At 44.7% G+C, this 22,034-nt stretch carries 18 protein-coding genes and 1 pseudogene; 13 read left to right on the top strand and 6 right to left on the bottom strand.

Going from position 1 to position 22,034, the window contains the following annotated elements; all coding sequences use genetic code 11:
• Window positions 1–2: 2 nt before the first annotated feature.
• Genes AB7E53_RS07390 through AB7E53_RS07380 form a run of 3 tightly spaced genes read right to left on the bottom strand, consistent with a single transcriptional unit; the run spans window position 3 to window position 3,728 of the window.
• Window positions 3–2,162 carry a S46 family peptidase gene (locus AB7E53_RS07390; RefSeq protein WP_421468975.1) on the bottom strand — a complete coding sequence of 720 codons (2,160 nt, stop codon included), beginning with the start codon at window positions 2,160–2,162 and terminating at the stop codon, window positions 3–5.
• A 27-nt stretch (window positions 2,163–2,189) separates the two neighbouring features.
• On the bottom strand, window positions 2,190–2,669 hold the full coding sequence (locus AB7E53_RS07385) for a CYTH domain-containing protein (RefSeq protein ID WP_350456048.1): 480 nt from the start codon (window positions 2,667–2,669) through the stop codon (window positions 2,190–2,192).
• A gap of 12 nt (window positions 2,670–2,681) precedes the next feature.
• Window positions 2,682–3,728 carry a DUF2027 domain-containing protein gene (locus tag AB7E53_RS07380; RefSeq protein ID WP_446774962.1) on the bottom strand — a complete coding sequence of 349 codons (1,047 nt, stop codon included), beginning with the start codon at window positions 3,726–3,728 and terminating at the stop codon, window positions 2,682–2,684.
• A gap of 62 nt (window positions 3,729–3,790) precedes the next feature.
• Between AB7E53_RS07380 and AB7E53_RS07375 the strand changes: the two genes are divergently transcribed.
• The 10 genes from AB7E53_RS07375 (at window position 3,791) to groL (ending at window position 16,308) form a co-directional block, all read left to right on the top strand.
• A complete protein-coding gene (locus AB7E53_RS07375) occupies window positions 3,791–5,008 on the top strand; it encodes an S-adenosylmethionine:tRNA ribosyltransferase-isomerase (RefSeq protein ID WP_079683717.1) in 1,218 nt (405 codons plus the stop codon).
• A gap of 753 nt (window positions 5,009–5,761) precedes the next feature.
• Complete coding sequence (locus AB7E53_RS07370) at window positions 5,762–7,813, top strand: dipeptidyl-peptidase 3 family protein (RefSeq protein WP_446774960.1); 2,052 nt, start codon at window positions 5,762–5,764, stop codon at window positions 7,811–7,813.
• A gap of 6 nt (window positions 7,814–7,819) precedes the next feature.
• Window positions 7,820–8,482 carry a DNA alkylation repair protein gene (locus AB7E53_RS07365; RefSeq protein ID WP_179398976.1) on the top strand — a complete coding sequence of 221 codons (663 nt, stop codon included), beginning with the start codon at window positions 7,820–7,822 and terminating at the stop codon, window positions 8,480–8,482.
• A 59-nt stretch (window positions 8,483–8,541) separates the two neighbouring features.
• On the top strand, window positions 8,542–9,012 hold the full coding sequence (locus tag AB7E53_RS07360; protein WP_446774959.1) for a Fur family transcriptional regulator: 471 nt from the start codon (window positions 8,542–8,544) through the stop codon (window positions 9,010–9,012).
• Between the two features lie 110 nt (window positions 9,013–9,122).
• Window positions 9,123–10,394, top strand: coding sequence for an adenylosuccinate synthase (locus AB7E53_RS07355; protein ID WP_079683721.1), 1,272 nt, complete (start codon window positions 9,123–9,125; stop codon window positions 10,392–10,394).
• Between the two features lie 89 nt (window positions 10,395–10,483).
• Window positions 10,484–11,170 carry a zinc metallopeptidase gene (locus AB7E53_RS07350; protein ID WP_079683722.1) on the top strand — a complete coding sequence of 229 codons (687 nt, stop codon included), beginning with the start codon at window positions 10,484–10,486 and terminating at the stop codon, window positions 11,168–11,170.
• A 117-nt stretch (window positions 11,171–11,287) separates the two neighbouring features.
• On the top strand, window positions 11,288–12,646 hold the full coding sequence (hisS, locus tag AB7E53_RS07345; protein ID WP_446774957.1) for a histidine--tRNA ligase: 1,359 nt from the start codon (window positions 11,288–11,290) through the stop codon (window positions 12,644–12,646).
• A gap of 82 nt (window positions 12,647–12,728) precedes the next feature.
• Complete coding sequence (locus AB7E53_RS07340) at window positions 12,729–14,162, top strand: glycoside hydrolase family 30 protein (RefSeq protein WP_446774955.1); 1,434 nt, start codon at window positions 12,729–12,731, stop codon at window positions 14,160–14,162.
• A gap of 199 nt (window positions 14,163–14,361) precedes the next feature.
• Window positions 14,362–14,631: a co-chaperone GroES gene (locus AB7E53_RS07335; RefSeq protein ID WP_068180424.1), complete on the top strand. Its 270-nt coding sequence runs from the start codon at window positions 14,362–14,364 to the stop codon at window positions 14,629–14,631.
• A 36-nt stretch (window positions 14,632–14,667) separates the two neighbouring features.
• Window positions 14,668–16,308 (top strand): chaperonin GroEL, encoded by a 1,641-nt coding sequence (groL, locus tag AB7E53_RS07330; protein ID WP_446774953.1) that lies wholly within the window; start codon window positions 14,668–14,670, stop codon window positions 16,306–16,308.
• Window positions 16,309–16,382: 74 nt separating this feature from the next.
• Here groL and zupT read toward each other — a convergent pair whose 3' ends face one another.
• On the bottom strand, window positions 16,383–17,180 hold the full coding sequence (gene zupT / locus AB7E53_RS07325; RefSeq protein ID WP_068180428.1) for a zinc transporter ZupT: 798 nt from the start codon (window positions 17,178–17,180) through the stop codon (window positions 16,383–16,385).
• 64 nt (window positions 17,181–17,244) lie between these two features.
• Here zupT and AB7E53_RS07320 point away from each other — a divergent pair, with 64 nt between their 5' ends.
• From AB7E53_RS07320 to AB7E53_RS07310, 3 genes are all read left to right on the top strand, one after another.
• Window positions 17,245–17,796: an RNA polymerase sigma factor gene (locus AB7E53_RS07320; RefSeq protein ID WP_446771579.1), complete on the top strand. Its 552-nt coding sequence runs from the start codon at window positions 17,245–17,247 to the stop codon at window positions 17,794–17,796.
• A 78-nt stretch (window positions 17,797–17,874) separates the two neighbouring features.
• Window positions 17,875–18,267 (top strand): hypothetical protein, encoded by a 393-nt coding sequence (locus tag AB7E53_RS07315; RefSeq protein WP_079683765.1) that lies wholly within the window; start codon window positions 17,875–17,877, stop codon window positions 18,265–18,267.
• A gap of 40 nt (window positions 18,268–18,307) precedes the next feature.
• Window positions 18,308–18,766 (top strand): hypothetical protein, encoded by a 459-nt coding sequence (locus AB7E53_RS07310; RefSeq protein WP_421468995.1) that lies wholly within the window; start codon window positions 18,308–18,310, stop codon window positions 18,764–18,766.
• A gap of 216 nt (window positions 18,767–18,982) precedes the next feature.
• Here the strand turns inward: AB7E53_RS07310 and AB7E53_RS07305 are convergent, their stop codons facing one another.
• Entirely contained in the window at window positions 18,983–21,661 is a 2,679-nt protein-coding gene (locus AB7E53_RS07305; RefSeq protein WP_350455636.1) for a calcium-translocating P-type ATPase, PMCA-type, read from the bottom strand.
• Between the two features lie 231 nt (window positions 21,662–21,892).
• A pseudogene (locus tag AB7E53_RS07300) lies at window positions 21,893–22,034 on the bottom strand (IS4 family transposase); the annotation flags it as partial.

Raw genomic sequence — 22,034 nt, 5'->3', positions numbered from 1 at the left:
ATCTATTTCTGCAGATCCATTTCATCAATCAGGTACCCGGCATCCCCGTATTTGTCAATCAGGAACAATACATAGCGAATATCAACGATAATACTTCGTTGGTATTCGGGCAGGTATTGGATATCACCACCAACTCCTTCCCAGTTACGGTCGAAGTTTAATCCGATAAGCTCGCCCCGGCCGTTCAAAACCGGACTTCCGGAATTTCCTCCCGTGGTGTGGGTGTTGGCCGTAAAGGCAACAGGCATACCCTCTTCCTGAGAGCCGTAAGGGGCGTAGTTCTTCGCTTCATAAAGCTGTTTCAATTTATCCGGAACCACAAACTCCCAGTTGGTGGGATCTTCTTTTTCCATCACACCTTCCAGCGTGGTCTTGTAACCATAGTTAACAGCATCCCTTGCGTTGTAGCCACGAACCTGTCCGTAGGCCAGACGAAGCGTGGAGTTGGCATCCGGAAACAGGTTCTTTTCTCCCTGCATCTCCATAATACCCTTAACGAATGTTTTGTGTGCGGCTGCATAGCTGTCGTCAAAACCATCCAGGGCAGCCTTTAATGCAAGTTTTTCACCCCTTACCGATTTGGCAAATTTAATCATCGGATCGTTTTCCAAGGCTTTAACCGTAGGGTTGTTCATAAAGCGGTTGAAGTTCCTGTCGCTTCCAAAGATAGATTCTGCAAACAGGTAGTCTATAAACATGTCTGTATTACCCTCGAATTTTTTCTCGCAATCAATCAGACATGCCGGTTGCATAATCAAAGGAATTTCGGCAGCATAGGCCTTAAGCAAAGCTTTGGCTATCTTTTTATCCACCGCAGCCGAGTAATCCTTGTTGTTGAAGCGCTTGTATGCCATGTTCAGCAAGGTGAGCTGTTCCTTGATTGCCTTCTGGTCTTTCTTTTTCAGCGCATCGATAATCGGATCCACTTCGGTTGGAATACCGGTGAACTCGATACCCCGTATCAAAGCCTCATCCAGCATCCAGCTCCTGAAACGTAAATCCTTCCGGTCGGTCACAATCTGCTTCAGGGCCTGCATGGCTTCAATATATTCGGGTTTGTTGTTCTGCTTCGACCAAGCCGTCAGCTTGTCCTGTACATCCAGCTTCACCTTTTCAAAATTACGCTTGTTGATGGCCCAGTTGCTGCCGATGGCATTCTTATGCGCATTGGTGGAGCTGGCGTATTTGCTGGCATACTGAATCCGTACCTGCGGGTCGCGCATCATCTCTTCCAGCATTACTTTCTGACGGATGTCGCGTATTTTGATACGTACGGAATTGTCTATATCCCTTCTTTCGGCCACTTCCCACGACGTATAGAACTTGTTTGTACGTCCGGGAAATCCCAGAATCATGGCAAAGTCGTTCTCCTTTACACCGTTAAGGGAAATTTTCAGCCACTTTTTAGGTTTGAGCGGAACGTTGCTGGGTTTGTATTCCGAGGGATTGCCGCTGGCATCCGCATACACCCTGAATACAGAGAAATCGCCCGTGTGGCGCGGCCACATCCAGTTGTCGGTATCCGCACCAAACTTTCCGATGGAAGAGGGAGGAGCACCCACCAGACGTACATCGCTGTACTTCTTGGTTGTAAACATATAATATTTGTTGCCGCCGTAGAAAGGTTTGATCTCCACGCCGGTTCCGGGATTGTCTTGCAAGAACTTTCCACCCACCTTCTTTTCCGCCAGTTTGTTCAGATACGAAGGCGAAAGATAATTCATCCCATTCGGGTCCGGATCGGCTTCCAGCGCTTTGGTAACGTATTCTGTAACATCGTCAATCTTATCGATCAAGGTGACTGTAAGTCCCGGATTGGGAAGCTCCTTCTCTTTGGAAGAGGCCCAGAATCCGTTGGTAAGGTAATCGTTCTCGAGCGAACTGTGTTGTTGTATCTGGCTGTACCCGCAATGGTGATTGGTTAGCAATAAACCCTGATCCGAAACAAATTCGCCGGTACATCCGCTGCCAAAGATAACAACCGCATCTTTCAGCGAAGACGAATCGGGATTGTAGATGTCATAGTCCTCTACCTGCAATCCCAGTTTTTTCATCTCTTCCAGCTTTTGCTGCCTAAGTAACGGAAGCAACCACATCCCTTCGTCTGCAACAACCGGCAGCGAAAGAGTTGTAATCGCCAAGAGCAAGAGGATTTTCTTCATATAACAAGTCAGTTTAAATTATTTATTTTATTTCTTATTTTCCCATGTACTATACGGATGTCTGGATAACATCGAGTTGTAATAACGCACATCACCTGTAACCTCCTCGCCAAGCCAGTCGGGACGGATAAAAACTTCCGAAGCCTCCTTCAGTTCTATCTCCGCCACCACCAATCCCTGGTTTTCGCCGTCAAACACATCCACTTCAAAGATATGATCGCCCACTTTTACAAGGTGCCTTACCTTACTTATCGTACCCGGCTCACAAAGCGCCAACAGCTGGCATGCCTCCTCTTCCGTAATCTTCTTTTCAAATTCGTATCGGGTGGTTCCATCCACGTTGGATGCCCCTTTTATGGTAAGATAGCCCTCATCTCCGCGGATGCGTACCCTTACGGATCGTTCCGGCGAAGAGCAGATATATCCCTGTACGATGCGTTTGGAATCGTATACTTCAGGAAAGAAGTCGCCCCTGACCAAAAATTTACGTTCTATCTCTGTGGCCATATCCGATCCGGATTATTTAATTGTTACCATCGTGGCTCCAAATCCATATTCGCGAAAAGAAGCATCCTGGTAAAAATACTGTTTATATTTTGTTTTGAGTTCATTTTCAATCGCTTTTCGCAGTACGCCTTCTCCTTTTCCATGGATAAAAACAATTTTCTGACCTTTTACGCCGGCATATTCCTTTAAGACTTCATGGAATTTATCCAGTTGATAGTTCAGAATGGCAGTACTGTCCATACCCGCAGTGGTATCCAGTAACTGTTCGGTATGTAAATCGACCTCGATGATGGGAGCTTCTGTCTTTTTCTTTACCACAGTAGGCGTAACCTTTTCTTCCCGTACCTTTTGCTGCATGGCTTCCTGGATAGCGGCGGCCGAGATAAGCATCTGCCGTTCGGGAATATCTTGTCTGACAATGGGCGCCAGGATAGCCGGCTCATCAAAATAATCGTTATCAAGGAAACAATGCAATTTATAGAATTTTACTGTATCCAAACGCAATTCGACCGACACGGAGTTTTTCATAGCGTAGGGTTTATCCTTTTTAAATGCGATAAACTGAACACAAATCCGTTCAAGCTCGTTCAGGTCTTCTTTGCCGAACTCTTCCATGAATATCTTGGTGTTGGGTTCGATCAGACCCTGGCTTCGGCTCATCCAGCTGTTGTTTTGGCGGCTCATATAGTTGTAGAACAGGAAATAGTTGCTCTCATTCACAAAATATGCTTCGTAGCGGGTCTGCTGCATCGATTTGGGATCTATAGGCAGGTAGGCAAGAAAAACGTTGAGTCTTTCGCCTTCGGCTGTCTCTTCAACCTTCTCTGGCTGAGGTGCGGGAGCGGTTACCTGTACCTGAGGAGCCGGAGCCGACGGTCTGCCTGCACTGCTTCTGGTCATCATATTGTCGCCTACAACCACACATTCACGAATAAGAACCGGAATGTCAAATCCATCCTCATCTTCTACTATTACCTGGTCGTTTCCCTTGAATCTGCGTACAATTCCACCACCCACGCTGTTCAGGAACCGTACCTTATCGCCTATTTTAACATTCATACATTCGCGTTGTTAGTTATTATCTGGACAAAGTTCACTAATTTTGCGCAGATATTAAAGTAATGACTGCAAAAACTGAACAAATACGTATTGAGGAATTTAATTATCCTCTGCCCGACGAGCGGATTGCAAAATTTCCGTTAACCAAACGAGACGAATCCAAATTGCTGGTCTACCGTAACGGTAAAATAGACGAGGCTGTTTTTAAGCAATTGTCTGATTACCTGCCGCAGGGAAGTATGCTGGTATATAATAATACCCGTGTGATACAGGCCCGCATGCTGTTTCAAAAGGAGACCGGAGCCCAGATCGAGGTGTTTTGTCTGGAACCGGTTATCCCGCACGACTATGCCCTGGTGTTTCAGCAGACCGAATCCTGCAGCTGGCTTTGTCTGGTGGGCAATCTGAAGAAATGGAAAGAGGGAGCATTGCATAAAACTATCCGGATGGATGATAAGGAAGTTGTGCTATCTGCCGAGCGGATTAAGACGACCGGCGACAGCCACCTGGTCCGCTTCTCGTGGAATAATCCGCAGGTAACCTTTGCCGAACTGCTGGATGCAGCAGGTATCCTGCCTATTCCGCCCTATCTGCACCGTGAAACCCGCGAAAGCGATCTGCAGACCTATCAAACGGTCTACTCCAAAATAAAAGGTTCGGTGGCCGCTCCAACGGCGGGACTCCATTTCACGCCCGAAGTACTGGCCGGTCTGGATGCAAAAGGCTTTACCCGCGAAGAGGTTACTTTGCACGTGGGGGCCGGAACCTTTAAACCGGTAAAGAGTGAAGTAATTGGCGATCATGAGATGCATACGGAATTTATTTCGGTACGCCGTTCAGCCATCGAAAACATACGGACCAATTTAGGACGAATTATCGCGGTTGGAACCACATCTGTCCGCACACTCGAAAGTCTCTATTACATGGGAAGGACGTTAGTCAACAACCCCGATGCAACATCCGAAGAGCTGGTGGTTACCCAATGGACACCCTATCACGATACCGAAGAGGTTACTGCCCATGAGGCACTTACAGCCCTGTTGGATTATCTGGATCGCAACCAGACCGATACGTTGCTTTCTGCAACGCAGATCATGATTGCGCCGGGTTACGAATTCAAAATCGTGAAGGGAATCATAACAAACTTTCATCAGCCCAAGAGCACCCTGCTGTTGCTTATTTCGGCCTTTGTAAACGGCAACTGGAAATCCATTTACAACTATGCCCTCGATAACGACTTCCGGTTTTTAAGCTACGGAGACAGCTCCTTGCTGCTATAGTATCATGAAAGTATGGAATAAAAATATCCGATTTTTTTCAGTACGGCTCAATAAAACGAATTAAACCCGAAACCATCTGTCATCTCTCATTTATTGCCTTCAAACCCTTTGGTGGTCTGGGTTGTTGAGGATGACAGATGCGGATGACGGATGCGGTTTATCTGTCATCTCTCACCGGATATTTCCGACTCCCTGCTTTTGAACTTTTCTGATTCCCCAGCCCTGCTGCTGCAGCACATAATAGAATTATTCCTTCCCCGGTAGTCTTTTAACCTTTTCCCTTAATATATCTAGCCCGAATCCTTAAGGTACTTATTCGTTTAACAGCTGTTAAACGCAAGTTATCCATATGTTGACTTTGCATTCAACAATTGTCAAACGCAAAGTAGACAATTGTTGAACGAATACTTCTATTAAGGGAAAATAGTAGAAGGTTACCGGAAACAAATTACTTTACAGGGGATTGAATGTTACTTTCTAATATGCTTTTATTGCTTTACAGGAGATTGCTTCGCCTCCAATAACCTATCGAAATTTCAGCTTGACTGCCTTTGGATTAGAAGGCTAAACCAAATGGTTTGAAAACGATTCACACGTAATGTAAAATGAGTTTTACCAAGCAGGCTTTTTTGTTGTAAATGTCATCGCTTTCAATATAAATATGTAAATTTGCAGTTGGTTTGCCCTTTTTTGAAACAAAGGAGCCTTGCCGCTTGTATGTTTATGTAAGATAGATAGATAAATAAGAAAGGTATGAAGAAAATAATGTTATCCGTTATGACAGCAATCGCTTTTACAGCTTGTACGGGAAACAAAACGGCCAGTCCCGAAAAGGCACAGTCGTTTTCCTACGAAGTAGACAAGTTCGCCGACCTGCAGATACTGCGTTACCAGGTTCCCGGATTTGAATCCCTCACATTAAATCAAAAACAGCTCTTATATCACCTCTCCCAGGCAGCCATCATGGGGCGCGACATCCTGTTCGATCAGAACTGCAGATACAACCTGGCTGTTCGTCGCACGTTGGAGGCAATTACCGAAAACTATAAAGGCGACCGCTCGTCGGCCGACTATAAGGCGATGGAGGTATATCTGAAGCGGGTGTGGTTCTCTAACGGTATCCACCATCACTACGGTGAGGAAAAATTTGTACCGGGCTTCTCAGAAGAATTTTTTGTATCAGCTGTAAAAGGGCTGGACCCTAATACTGTTCCTGTACGCGACGGACAAACAGTAGATCAGTTCCTTGCCGAATTGGTTCCGGTTATTTTCGATCCATCGGTACTAAGCAAACGGACGGTGCAAAGCGGAGATCAGGACCTGATTCTTGCTTCGGCCAACAACTATTACGGGGGTGGTATAACCCAGCACGAGGTTGAGGCCTTTTACGATAAGATGAAGGATCCGAAAGATGAAACTCCTATTTCTTACGGGTTGAACAGCCGTTTGGTGAAAGAGGATGGCAAAATAGTTGAGAAGGTTTGGAAAGTAGGCGGCTTGTACACCCAGGCAATCGAGAAGATTGTGGCTGAATTGCAGTTGGCTGTTCCTTTTGCCGAAAACGAAAATCAGAAGAAGGTGATCGAAACATTGATCTCTTATTATAAAACTGGCGACCTGAAGGAGTTTGATGCCTATGCCGTATTGTGGGTGAAGGATACCGTTTCGGAAGTAGACTTTATCAACGGATTTACAGAAACCTACGGCGATCCGCTGGGCATGAAGGCCAGCTGGGAGTCTACCGTCAACTTCGTAAACAAGGAAGCTACCAAACGTACGATTGTTATAAGCAACAACGCGCAATGGTTTGAAGACAATTCGCCGGTGGACAGCCGCTTCAAGAAGAAAGAGGTGAAGGGTGTTTCTGCCAAAGTGATTACCGTGGCGATGCTGGGTGGCGATTGCTATCCTGCAACTCCTATCGGAATCAACCTGCCTAATGCCGACTGGATCAGAAAGGATCATGGTTCCAAATCGGTTACCATCGAAAATATTACCGAAGCATACGATAAAGCTTCGCAGGGAAGCGGTTTCAACGAAGAGTTTGTTTGGAGCGACAAGGAACGTGAGGCGATCAAGACTTACGGATTCCTGACAGACAACCTGCATACCGACCTGCACGAATGTCTGGGTCACGGTTCGGGTCAGCTGCTGCCGGGTGTTGCTTCGGATGCACTTAAGGCTTACAGTTCTACACTGGAAGAAACCCGTGCCGACCTGTTCGGATTGTATTACATAGCCGATCCTAAATTGGTGGAACTGGGACTTGTTCCCGATGCTGAGGCATACAAGGCGGAGTACTACAAATATATTATGAACGGACTGATGTCGCAGCTGGTTCGCATCGAACTGGGCAAGAGTGTGGAAGAGGCGCATATGCGTAACCGCCAGCTTATTGCCAAATGGGCGTTCGAGCAGGGTAAGGCAGACAATGTAATCGAGCTGAAGAAAAAAGAGGGTAAAACCTATGTGGTGGTGAATGATTATGCCAAACTGCGTGAACTCTTTGGAAAGCTGTTGGCCGAAGTACAACGTATCAAGAGCGAAGGCGACTTTGCCGCCGGAAAGAAACTGGTGGAAGATTATGCCGTAAAGGTGGATCCCGAATTACATGCCGAGGTATTGAAGCGTTACGCTGCACTTAACCTCGCTCCTTATAAAGGATTTGTAAATCCGGTGATGAAACTGGTTAAGAACGAAAAAGGGGAGGTGACCGATGTTACTCTCGACTATACCGAAGGGTATACCCAACAGATGATGCGCTACGGAAAGGAATATTCTTTCCTTCCTACTTACAACGACTAATTTTTTATGCAGGAAACAATTCAACAGATACGAAAACAACTCCGTTTGGCAATGAACGGAGTTGTTTCTTCCAGTATGCGCGACAAGGGAATGGACTACAAGATGAATTTCGGTGTGTCTGTTCCTAAGATAAAGGAGATTGCGTCTCAATACGAACCCAGCGAAGCGCTTGCCTCGTTGTTGTGGGAACAGGATGTACGCGAGCTGAAAATTATGGCAACACTGCTTTATCCTGCCGACGCCTTTACTGCCGAAGCAGCCAACCGGTGGGTAAGCGAGCTGAAGCACCTGGAGATTGCAGAGCAACTTGTTGCCAACTTATTGCCTAAGCTTCCGTTTGCCGAAGTATTGGCAACGCAATGGATTACCGATACCCGCGAATTTGTATCGGTTACGGGCTATCTTTTATTGGCACGTTTATGTACCCTGGGCAACCAGCTTACAGATTCTACTGCCGGTTTGATGGTGAATGCTGCCGCAAGTGTAGTGGAGGAGGGGCTTTCGCGCAGGCAACGTGCCGCCAGTCTTGCGTTGAAACGCTATGGCAGACAGTCGCAAACGCAGGCTGCATCGGTTTTGCGTGCGATAGAAGGGCTGCAAGCGAGCGGAGAAGCCGGCAAACTAGAAATATATAATGATATTAAATTTGAATTTGAATATTACGCCTAAGCTTTTTGCTTTTAAAATAAATGCACTAACTTTGCGATTGCGTGATGAATAAGCACTAAATGGATAAAATCTCAGCGTTACAAAAACGAGAACTGTTTACCGAATATCTTACGAGGAAAGGCCACCGAAAAACACCCGAAAGGTATGCTATTCTGGATCATGTCTGTGCAATAAACGGACATTTTGATGTAGAAATGCTTTACCAGAGTCTGGAAGGAGCCAATTTCCACGTAAGCAGGGCTACGTTATATAATACGATTGAGTTGTTGGTGGATGCACGCTTGTTGGTAAGACACCAGTTTGGTACGCAGGGAGTGCAGTATGAGTGTGCCGAGAAGGCGGCGGGTCATTTTCATCTGGTGTGTTCGCACTGCGGAAGGATTCAGGAATATAAAGACCTGGCTTTAAGGGCTTCGGTGCTTTCAAAGAAATTTACCAAGTTTACACCGGAATATTTTTCGATGTATATATTTGGCCTCTGCAGTAAGTGTAAGTATGCACTTAAAAGGAAAGAAAAGAAAGAATATTAACGACTATATTATAGTAAGGTGAAACGAGCATGTAAACAACTTTCTACGCCAAAAGCGGTGAATAAAACAGTTAGCGAGTTCCATGCCTACATATTAAAAATTTTATTCGTATGAAAGTAGATGTTTTATTAGGATTGCAATGGGGAGACGAAGGCAAAGGTAAAGTTGTCGATGTGCTTACTCCGCGATATGATGTGGTAACACGTTTTCAGGGAGGTCCCAATGCAGGACATACATTGGAGTTCAATGGTGAAAAGTATGTCCTCCGGTCCATTCCTTCCGGGATATTCCAGGGAGGAAAAGTAAACATTATAGGAAACGGGGTTGTTCTGGATCCTCTATTGTTCAAACAGGAGGCAGAGGCACTTGCTGCCAGTGGCCACAACCTGAAGGAAAGACTCTATATCTCTAAAAAAGCTCATCTTATTCTGCCTACCCACCGCATGCTGGATGCCGCTTACGAAGCAGCCAAAGGCGCCGGTAAAATCGGTACCACAGGAAAAGGGATTGGACCTACCTATACCGACAAGGTAAGCCGTAACGGTGTACGTGTGGGAGATGTGTTGCATAATTTCCAGGAGAAATATGCTGCAGCCAAGGCTAAGCACGACGCTATTCTACGTTCATTAAATTATGAATATAATATTACAGACCTCGAAAAAGAGTGGTTCGACGCGGTTGAGTATCTCAAATCCTTTACGTTGATCGACAGCGAGCATGTAATCAACAATTACCTGATCGAAGGAAAATCCGTATTAGCAGAAGGTGCCCAGGGTACCATGCTGGATATCGATTTCGGATCGTATCCCTTCGTAACCTCTTCCAATACCATTTGTGCCGGTGCTTGTACCGGAATGGGTGTTGCTCCGCGCAATATCGGCGAGGTATACGGTATCTTCAAGGCTTACTGTACCCGCGTGGGCAGTGGTCCGTTCCCCACCGAACTGTTTGACGAAACCGGCGAAGAGCTTTGCGTGAAAGGTCACGAATTCGGCTCCGTTACCGGACGTAAGCGTCGTTGCGGCTGGATAGATTTGGTTGCCCTTAAATACGCCGTGATGATTAACGGTGTTACCAAGCTTATCATGATGAAAAGTGATGTAATGGATGAGTTTGAAACGATCAAGGCTTGTGTGGCTTACGATATGAATGGCGAAGAGGTTACCGGTTTCCCCTTCGAAATCGATGATACAGTAAAACCTGTATATGTTGAACTGCCGGGCTGGAAGACGGATATGACAAAAATGCAAAGTGAAGACGAATTCCCCGAAGAGTTCAATGCTTACCTGTCATTCCTCGAAGACGAGCTGGGTGTGCCCATCAAGATTGTTTCGGTTGGTCCGGACAGAGAACAGACGATCGAGCGATATACAGAAGACTGATATATAGCAAAATGGCAGACGTATTTCTTACGCCTGCCATTTTTAACTTTGGCAGGCTTTTTGCAGTATGGTTAGAAACATAAAATTGAATTAACATGTATTGGATTATATTTATTGGTTTTGCTCTGCTGAGCTGGCTGGTTTCCCATCGTTTGAAAAGTAAATTCGAGGCCTATTCCAAAGTGGCTCTGCCAAATGGAATGACGGGTAAGGATGTAGCCGAAAAGATGCTGCGGGATAATGGTATATATGATGTAAAGGTGATTTCTACACCCGGACATCTTACCGACCATTACAATCCGGGAAATCATACGGTGAACCTGAGTGAGAATGTGTATTATAGTAACAGTGTAGCCGCTGCTGCAGTTGCTGCCCACGAATGTGGTCACGCCGTGCAACATGCAACCGCCTATGCTCCGCTTAAAATGCGTTCGGCCCTGGTTCCGGTGGTTAGTTTTGCTTCCAACATCGTACAATGGGTATTACTGGGTGGTATCATCATGGTACAGAGTTTCCCGCAATTGCTGTTGTTCGGAATCGTCTTGTTTGCTGCCACTACGCTTTTCAGCTTTATAACATTACCGGTAGAGATAAACGCAAGCAGCAGGGCTTTAGTCTGGTTAAGCAGCGCAGGCATAACCAATGTGGCTACCCACGATAAGGCCGAAGACGCACTGCGTTCTGCCGCTTATACCTATGTGGTGGCAGCTTTGGGGTCGCTGGCTACCTTGCTGTATTACATTATGATATTTCTTGGAAGCCGCAGCCGCGACTAACAAGTTTGTTGTTGAAAATAATAAGAGGGGTTGTCCGCAAAGTCGGAACAACCCTTTTGTTTTTTTAGGCAGAAATGTACTACCTTTGCAATCAGAATAAAAAAAAGAAAAGAAATCATGCAGAAACCGTCCATTCCAAAAGGAACCCGTGATTTTTCGCCTGTAGAGATGGCGAAACGGAACTATATATTCAACACCATACGCGATGTATATCATCTGTATGGTTTCCAGCAGATAGAAACACCGGCCATGGAGAACTTATCTACATTAATGGGTAAGTATGGCGACGAGGGTGATAAACTGTTGTTTAAGATACTGAATTCGGGCGACAGCCTTGCCGGGATAACAGACGAAGAGCTGCTTGAACGTAACCCGTTGAAGTTTGCTGCGCGTGTTTGCGAGAAAGGCTTGCGTTACGACCTTACCGTTCCTTTTGCCCGCTTTGTGGTGCAGCACCGCAATGAGCTGAGTTTTCCATTTAAACGATACCAGATACAGCCGGTATGGCGTGCCGACCGTCCCCAAAAAGGACGTTACCGCGAGTTTTACCAGTGCGACGGAGATGTGGTGGGGTCTGATTCGTTGTTGAACGAAGTGGAGCTTATCCAGATAATGGACGAAGTGTACCAGCGTTTTGGGATCCGCGTTTCCATAAAGATGAATAACCGTAAGATTTTGTCGGGTATTGCCGAGATTATCGGCGAGGCGGATAAGATTGTGGATATTACCGTTGCTATTGATAAGCTGGATAAGATCGGCCTGGAGAATGTAAATGCCGAACTCCGCAGCAAGGAACTGAGCGAAGAGGCGATTGCCAAATTGCAACCTATCATTCAGCTAAGCGGTACCAACCGCGAGAAGATTGCCGTATTGAAAGAGGTGCTTGCAGGTTCGGAAACCGGACTAAAGGGGGTTGCCGAGCTGGAATTTATTTTCGACCGGGTAGATCTTCTTACGTTTAAGGCCGAGCTGGAACTGGATCTTACATTGGCGCGGGGACTTAACTACTATACCGGTGCCATTTTCGAGGTTAAGGCTCTGGATGTACAAATTGGCAGTATCACAGGAGGGGGACGTTACGACAACCTTACGGGTGTGTTCGGTATGGATGGAGTGTCGGGCGTTGGTATCTCTTTTGGTGCCGATCGTATATTCGACGTACTCAACCAGTTAGAGCTATACCCCGAAGATTCCCTGCTTACTACGCAGCTGATGTTTGTAAACTTCGGCGAAAAGGAGGAGGCTTACCTGCTTCCATTGGTTGCTTCGGTACGGGCGGCAGGAATCCGGACCGAGATTTATCCCGAACCGGTGAAGATGAAGAAGCAGATGGGATATGCCGACGCGAAGAAAATTCCTTTTGTAGCCCTGGTAGGTGAATCGGAGATGACCGAGGGTAAAATAAACCTGAAGAATATGATAACCGGCGAACAAAAACCGGTAACAGTACAAGAACTGATCGAAACATTTAAATAAAATGGGAAGGCGCACTTGTTGCGCCTTTTTTTTATTTCCTTTGTTGACTTGAAATTAATATTTCCCTAAACGAATTATGAATATGAAGACCTGGATTTCTTTGTTTGTCGGACTTGCTGTCCTTTCTTCCTGTAAATTTCAGCGGAGTGCCGACTGGGTTACCTCTACAGAGAAGGCTCCCTGGGAAGTGCAGCCCGATTTGAGGGCGCTGCCTCTCGATTCTGTTGCATCGGTGGATGCAGTGATCGATCTTGACGGGAAGCAACAAAAGATGGAGGGCTTTGGAGCCTGCTTCAACGAATTGGGCTGGATTTCGCTAAGCCGCCTCGATCCGTCCCAGCGCGAGGATATCATGGAGGAGCTGTTTTTCCCCGACTATGGAGCGAACTTTACGTTGTGCAGAATGCCGATCGGGGCTAACGACTTTTCCCGCGACTGGTACTCGTACAATGAAACGGACAGCGATTTTGTGATGAACAATTTTACCATTGCCAACGACTTGCAGACGTTGATTCCATTTATCAAGAATGCTCAGAAGTATAATTCCCAACTGGCATTGTGGGCCTCGCCCTGGTGTCCGCCTTCGTGGATGAAGTATAACAAGCATTATGCCTGTGCATTTACAGGTGCGGAGGTAGATACCCTGTACCGGAATGGTTTGCCTGCCGACAAGGTGGGGTATCAGGGGTTGGATATGTTTGTACAGGATTCGGCTTACCTGGAGGCTTATGCCTTGTATTTTACTAAATTTATCGAGGCTTACAGGTCTCATGGTATCGAAATATCGGCCGTAATGCCGCAAAATGAATTCAATTCCGCTCAGATTTTTCCAAGCTGCTGCTGGACGGCAACCTCGCTGGCTCATTTTATAGGCAATTACTTAGGTCCGGCTATGAAAGACCTGGATGTGGATGTGCTGTTCGGTACCATGGAACGTGCCGATGAATCGATGGTGGATACGGTGCTCACGGATCCGCTTGCCGGCGAATATATAAAAGGGGTGGGTTTCCAGTGGGCCGGTAAAGGGGCCATCAAGGGAATTCACGAACGTTATCCGGACCTAAAGTTGTATCAGACCGAACAGGAATGCGGTGATGGGAAAAACGATTGGAAAGGGGCTGTGTATTCGTGGCAGTTAATGAAACATTACCTCGATAACGGAGCATCTGCCTATATGTATTGGAACATCTCCCTCGAAAAAGGGGGGATCAGCCGCTGGGGATGGGCTCAAAACTCTTTAGTCGTTGTAGATCCGTTATCCAAAACCTATACATATACTCCGGAATATTACGTACTGAAACATGTGAGTCATTATGTACAACCCGATGCACGCAAACTTACGGTGTCTGGCAGTTACGGCAATATAATGGCTTTCCGTAATCCCGACCGGAGTCTGGTTATTGTGGCAGCCAATGAAGAAGATACGGATAAAACCGTCGCTATCCAGGTGCAAGACATGGTTTTTATGCCAACACTTAAGGCACACTCCTTCTCGACAATACAGATAAAGCAGTAAAATTAGGTCGGAGGTCAGGATGTGAGTCAGCCGTAACCGTCAACCTGTCAGCTTTCGTATGTGCCGTTTTTGTCGGCAGACGAAAAAATGGCAGAAAGCATCCTTAAAATTGTTTTGGCACATTATTCGCATAGGTAAAGGTGTGAACGTAAAGTTTACAATCCCAAATAAAATTATTAACGATTAAAATATCAAAATTATGAACATTAGACCATTAGCAGACAGAGTGCTTATTCAGCCTGCTGCAGCAGAAGAAAAGACAGTAAGCGGAATTATCATTCCAGATTCGGCAAAAGAAAAACCTTTGAAAGGTGAAGTTATTGCAATCGGTAACGGTACAAAAGATGAAGAGATGGTAGTGAAGGTGGGTGATACTGTTCTTTACGGAAAGTATGCAGGTACTGAACTTGAACTTGAAGGAGGTAAATATCTTATCATGCGTCAATCAGATATTCTGGCTATTATCTAATCATATTTATTTATACTATAAAATAGAATACATATCATGGCTAAAGAAATTAAATTTAATATGGATGCCCGCGACCTTTTGAAGAAGGGTGTGGACGAATTGGCAAATGCAGTTAAGGTAACATTAGGTCCAAAAGGTCGTAATGTAATTATCGAAAAGAAATTTGGTGCACCTCATATAACAAAAGACGGTGTTACAGTTGCTAAAGAGGTAGAACTGGCGTGTCCTTACGAAAACATGGGTGCTCAGCTGGTTAAGGAAGTTGCTTCGAAGACTAACGACGATGCCGGCGACGGTACAACTACTGCAACCGTTTTGGCGCAGTCTATCATCGGTGTTGGTTTGAAGAACGTTACTGCAGGAGCCAATCCTATGGATTTAAAACGTGGTATCGACAAAGCTGTTAAAGTAGTGGTTGACAATATTGCCAATCAGGCTCAGGAAATCGGCGACGACTTCGAGAAAATCGAAAACGTAGCTAAGATTTCTGCCAACGGTGATGAAACTATCGGTGCTTTGATTGCAGAAGCTATGAGAAAAGTGAAGAAAGAGGGCGTTATTACCGTGGAAGAAGCTAAGGGTATCGAAACAACTGTGGATGTTGTTGAAGGTATGCAGTTTGACCGTGGTTACATCTCTCCATACTTCGTAACCGATACTGAGAAGATGGAAGCTCAGATGGAGAATCCTTACATCTTGATTTACGACAAGAAGATTTCTGTATTGAAGGAATTACTTCCTGTGCTTGAGCAGACTGTACAAACAGGTCGCCCGATGTTGATCATCGCAGAAGATATCGACAGCGAAGCTTTGGCAACTCTTGTAGTAAACCGTTTGAGAGGTAACCTGAAGATATGTGCTGTAAAGGCTCCTGGATTCGGCGACCGCAGAAAGGCTATGTTGGAAGACATCGCTATCCTTACAGGTGGAACAGTAATCTCTGAAGAAAAGGGATTGAAACTGGAAGGTGCTACCATCGATATGTTGGGTACTGCCGAAAAGGTTACTGTAAACAAAGACAATACAGTGATTGTTAACGGTGCAGGCGATAAGGATGCAATCCACTCAAGAGTATCTCAGATCAAGGTTCAGATCGAAAATACAACATCTGATTATGATAAGGAAAAACTACAGGAACGTCTGGCTAAATTGGCTGGTGGTGTAGCTGTTCTTTATGTAGGTGCTGCATCTGAAGTTGAGATGAAAGAAAAGAAAGACCGTGTGGATGATGCTTTAAGTGCAACCCGTGCTGCTATCGAAGAAGGTGTTGTTCCTGGTGGTGGTATCGCTTACATCCGTGCTATCAGTTCTTTGGAAGGTTTGAAAGGCGAGAACGAAGACGAAACTACTGGTATCGAAATCGTAAAACGTGCTATCGAAGAGCCTCTTCGTCAGATTGTGGCAAATGCCGGAAAAGAAGGTGCCGTAGTTGTACAGAAAGTGAAAGAAGGTGCAGGCGACTTTGGTTACAATGCCCGTAAGGATATCTACGAAAATCTGTACGCTGCCGGAGTAATCGACCCAGCTAAGGTAACACGTGTTGCTTTGGAAAATGCTGCATCTATCGCAGGTATGTTCCTTACAACCGAAGCTGTGATTGCAGAAGTAAAAGAAAACACTCCTGCCATGCCTCCGATGAACCCGGGTATGGGTGGTGGAATGGGTGGTATGATGTAATTTCAGACTCCTATATATAAAAAGAGAGGTTGTCCGTTTGGATAACCTCTCTTTTTATATTATAAATTCTCCTGTTATATAAAAAGAAAGAGACTCAGTGCCATAATCACCATTCCGCCTACCAATCCGGAAATAGATAAGTGATGCTCACCATATTTCTGAGCGCTGGGCAGAAGTTCGTCGATGGAAATAAAAACCATGATTCCCGACACGGCTGCAAGTATAAAACCGTTGATGGCCGGAGTCCAGAAAGGTAATAAAATAAGAAATCCGAAAAGGGCGCCTACAGGTTCTGCCATACCCGACAGGAAAGAGAGCCAAAAGGCCTTCTTTTTATTCCCTGTGGCCTGATAAATAGGTACTGATACAGCGATTCCTTCCGGAATGTTGTGTATCGCGATAGCAGCCGTGATAGGGAGTGCTATTTCCATGCTGTTTAGAGCCGACGTAAAGGTGGCGATCCCCTCCGGAAAGTTGTGTATACCGATGGATAATGCAACCAGCATACCCGTTTTTTTAAGTCCGGTTTGTTTTTTGGATAATTCTTCCACATTGTGCATCTCATGCGGGTTTTTGTCTTCGGGAATCAGGAAGTCTATTATAGTAATCATCCCCATCCCCCCGAAAAATGCAAGCAGCAGATAAAATGTACCGATGCGGTCGCCAAAACTCTCAATCAAGTTTAGTTTGGCCTGGGGCATCATCTCCATAAAAGAGACATAAATCATCACACCCGCCGAAAATCCCAAAGAGGTGGCCAGAAATTTAGTGTTTGTACGCTTTGTGAAAAAGGCAAGCATACTACCGATGCCGGTCGACAAACCTGCAACTAACGTTAAACCAAATGCTATTAAGATTGTCTCTGTACTCATAATGAATCAATATTATGCAAAGTTAAGAAGATTATTTTATATATTTACTGCCAAAATGAACAGTATGCAACAATATAATGAGGAGGAAATAGTGCTGCAACTTCGTGATCCCGCCACGCAACGAAATGCTTTTTCGAAGGTGGTTGGGTATTATGGAGAAAAATTGTATTGGCATATTCGAAGGTTGGTGCTGAACCATGAGGATGCAAATGATTTATTGCAAAATACATTTCTGAAGGCGTGGACCAACATTGATTATTTCAGAGGAGAGGCCCGGCTTTCTACCTGGCTCTACAAGATTGCCTTCAACGAATGCATAACATTTCTGAACAGGCAACGGATGCAAAACAATGTATCCATTGATAGCGAAGATGTTTTCTTGCTGGAACGCCTGAAGGGAGATACTTATTTTGATGGAGATGCGGTGCAATTGAAATTACAAGAGGCGATTCTGACTCTCCCCGAGAAACAAAGAGCGGTATTTACGCTCCGATACTACGATGAGATGAAATATGAAGATATGTCAGAGATATTCGGAACCTCTGTTGGAGCCTTGAAAGCCTCCTATCATCATGCTTTAAAAAAAGTTGAGGAGTTTTTAACAAAAGATATTTAAACCTTTAATGATTTATCTTGTCAAAGAAAGTGATATGCACGTTAAGTGACATGGAACATGTATAAACTAAAGAGAGATATGAAAGATATGAATAGTAACCTGGATAAATTTAAAGGCGATAACCCCTTTAAAACCCCGCAAGGGTATATGGATGGCTTGAATGATCTCATTATGAGTCAGCTTCCCGTAAAAGAATCAAAAAAAGCAATTCAGATTACTTTTGCACAACGGGTACGTCCGTGGTTATATCTGGCTGCAGTTTTTGCAGGCTTGGGTTTATTTTTTAAAGCGGTTATCGGCCCCGATTTTATTGGAAAGCAAAATCCATCCGACAGCTTGTATGTTCAGTCCTCTGTTTCGGAAGGAACGATGTCTGCTTTATCTTCTGCAGAAGACAAGGAATACCAGGAATACATTGAGAACAAGTACGCTAATTATGTGCTTGAAGGGGAATTAGGCTATTCTGAATGAAAATAAACTTATAAAGTTATTATTTGAAAAAAAAGTTTGTATGAATAGAATATTTTTTATTACATTTGTCGCGTTATCGCTTTTTATGTCTTTTTCTGTGAGTGCACAGGATACCGGAAAGCGGAAACATTTTGACAGGGAGGCATTTCAAGCGAAAAGAAATGCATTCATTATGGCCGAGGTAGGCTTAACTCCTGATGAAGCAGCTTTGTTTATACCCTTAAGTGACGAACTTAAGAAAAAGAAGTTTGAATTAGGCCGTTCCTACCGAAAGTTTGTAAATGAAATCCGGTCAAAAAAGAATCCGACTGATGCCGAATACACCAGAGCTGTAGATGACTATCTGAATCTGTGTATCGAAGAGGCTAAGTTGGAAAAAGAATATGCAGAGAAATTCAAGAAAATCATTTCTCCTGAAAAGCTGTTTAAATATCAGGGTGCCGAGTTAAAGTTCGCACGGGAGTATATGAGAAGTTCGAGAATGGAACGTAAAAATTGAGATTTTGTTAAGAAAAATATTATCATTATTTGTGTTTTTTGTTTAGATTTAGTTTTGGCGTTTAAGTTAAGGGAGGGGTGGCGACGTGAGTCGGTTCCCCTTTTGTTTTTTTCTCCCTTAATGATTCCGGAACAGTCAAAAAGAAAATCCTGTATAGTCGCCGTTAAAAGCAACTATACAGGATTTATTTATAACCTGTTTTGGGATATAATATATTTATTTCTTCCCAAGCAGGCGGATTATCTCACCAATCCATAGTACGATGGAGGTGCCGGCGATAATATATCCCCAGTCGGCCCAACTCAATGGAACTACACTGAACATTTGTCCCCCGAAGGTTACAATCAGATATTGTCCGATAAGAATTAGCAGTGCAACAGAAAGGAACCCTTTGCTTTCCTTCAATTCGGCGAAAGCCGACTTATTCGTGCCGAATGCTTTGGCGTTGAACATATTCCAGAACTGGAGCAATACGAAGATTGAGAAGAACTGAGACAATTCGTAGGCGGTTAATTCTCCATCCGTGTGGTTGAAGTAAATCAGTACGGCCAGAAGGAATACAACAAATAAGATACCTACACTGAAAATACGGTTTGCCATTCTGCGGGAGATGATAAAGTCGCCTTTAGGTCCGCTTTTACGGGGTTTGTTCTTCATCACCCGTTCGTTGGGCGGTAACGAAGCCAGAGCTCCGGCGGCAAACGTATCCATAATCAGGTTTACCCATAACATCTGCGTAACAGTAAGAGGCGATTCGGTGCCGAGGAAAGATCCTACCAACACAATCACACAAGCAACGACATTGATTGTAAGCTGGAACAAGATGAATTTCTGTATGTTCTGGTACAATGAACGTCCCCACATCACAGCACGGGTGATACTCATAAATGAGTTGTCGATGATGGTGATGTCGCTCGCCTCTTTGGCTACCGATGTTCCGTCACCCATAGATAATCCAACCTGGGCTGCCTTCAATGCAGGGGCATCATTGGTTCCATCACCCGTAACGGCCACTACGGCATCTTTCTGCTGTAGCAATTGAACCAGACGCTGTTTGTCGGTCGGTCTGGCGCGGCACATAATTTTCAGATCTAGTACCCGGTCTAAGGCCTCCTCGTCGGTCAGCGCCTCAAATCCCGGACCGGTTATTATGTTGCGTTCCGTATCATTCTCATTCCATATACCTACCTGGCGACCAATCTCTTTGGCTGTACCCGGAGTATCGCCGGTAACGATCTTAACATCGATACCTGCATTCAGACAGCTTTTAACAGCGTCGGGAACATCCGAACGTACCGGATCTGAAATAGCCACAAAACCAAGGAAGGTAAGATCTGCGTTTTTAAGACGGCCATTTTCAAAGAATGATTCCACTTGCTCGTCTTCCACCAGCTGATAGGCGAAACCTAGGGTACGCATGGCCTGATTCTGGTAATCAAGCAGCTGTTTTTCGATGGAAGCCTTGCAGGATTCGACAGAAGCATAACTTCCGTTTATCGCCACCCGGTTACAATTCTGCAACACAATCTCGGGAGCACCCTTTACGTATAGTACATTTCTGCCCAGTTGAGGCGATTTAACCAACGTTGCCATATATTTCCGCTCGGTGGAGAAGGTGAGTTGTTCAATTACTTTTGCCTCTTCACGCAGCGACTGATAATCTTCCTTGTTGCTGTTTAACCATAAAAGTAAGGCCGCTTCCGTAGGGTTACCCATAGTTTTGGGCTTTTCTTCACTCAAATCGAGAAAAGCGGTAGAGTTTACGGCGATACCCTCTTTAATAAGCCGGCTCACCTCATCGTTTGCCAGTTTCTGATCTGCCAGATTAAAGAAATTGGTCTGATAGATCTGCATCTGATTTTGAGTAAGCGTACCTGTTTTATCTGTACAGATTACCGTAGTAGCCCCCATTGTTTCGCAGGCGTGCATCTTGCGTACCAGATTGTTGGTCTTCAACATCCGGTTCATGCTTAAAGCCAGACTTAAAGTTACACTCATCGGTAATCCTTCGGGAACCGAAACCACAATCAGTGTAACAGCAATCATGAATATATTCAGAATCTCGCCTACCATATCCATCAGCGGAAGGCCTGGCGTGTTTATAAATAGCTTGATAACTAGACCGAAGAAGGTCAATCCGGCTATGGTATATCCTGCCTTGCTGATAATCTTAGCCAGACCGGCCAGCTGGATTTGTAAAGGTGTCTGCACATTGTTGTCGATCTGAGATCCTTCGTACACCTTACCGTATCCGGTATTGTCGCCCACCTGATCAACAATCATGATACCGTGACCGTCAACGACCGTTGTTCCGCGCATTACTACATTGGAGGGATAGGTTGCTTCCGTATCAAATTCGGCTTTGTCCACCGTTTTATCAATAATTGGTTCACCTGTAAGCGTCGATTCGTTTATCTGAAGCGAGATAGCTTCCTGTAAAGTTCCATCGGCAGGAACCTCTTCGCCTGTCTGTAAAATAACGACATCCCCTACAACCACCTCTTTACGTGGAATTTCGGTAATGGATCCGTCGCGGATCACTTTAACCATGATGTCGTCGTTTACCGTATTCAAAATATCGAAGGCCCGGTTCGCCTTGAGTTCAAAAAAGAAGGAAACGCAGCTGGCAAGTATGATTGCAAAGAAAATGCCGATGGGCTCCAGAAAGGCACTAAAGCCTTTGGCTTCAGGTCCCCAGCAGTGTACACCTGCAATAATAAGCGATAGTGCCCATGCAACCAGTAAGATGCGAATAATAGGGTCGTCAAACTTTTCCAGAAATTGGCTCCATAAAGAGGCTTTGGCCGGAGGTGTGAGTACATTTTCGCCGTTTGCCTCGCGACTGGCGATAACCTGCTCTTTTGTCAGCCCTTGAAAATGCTGTTTTGTATCCATTTATACTTTATTAATTTCTATATAATACAGGGAACAAATTTCGTAAAGTTATTCGTATCTGCAAAATGACAACCCTTAAATCCATTAAAATATCTTTTGTTTTTTTATAGGGTATATTTCATTCTTTATTAACTAAACCTAAACAAAACAGGGAGCTAAATTGTCTTATCTTTATAGTAATATTGAAAATATAAGAGGTATCACTAGTGTCCCATTAAAAATGGGACGTTATTAAAAATTAAATAAACTTGGCCCATTTGGTCCAAATCGTTCTTTGTCATTTTGAAATTTAGTTTTATCAAAGAGGTCTCGAAGAAGAGTTTTATCAGTCAATGAAATGCTTAATATTTGAAGAATTTCGTATGTACTTCTA

This window comes from Macellibacteroides sp. (genome assembly GCF_050251695.1).
Classification (GTDB): Bacteria; Bacteroidota; Bacteroidia; order Bacteroidales; family Tannerellaceae; genus Macellibacteroides; species Macellibacteroides fermentans.
This window is presented reverse-complemented; position numbering and strand designations above follow the sequence as displayed.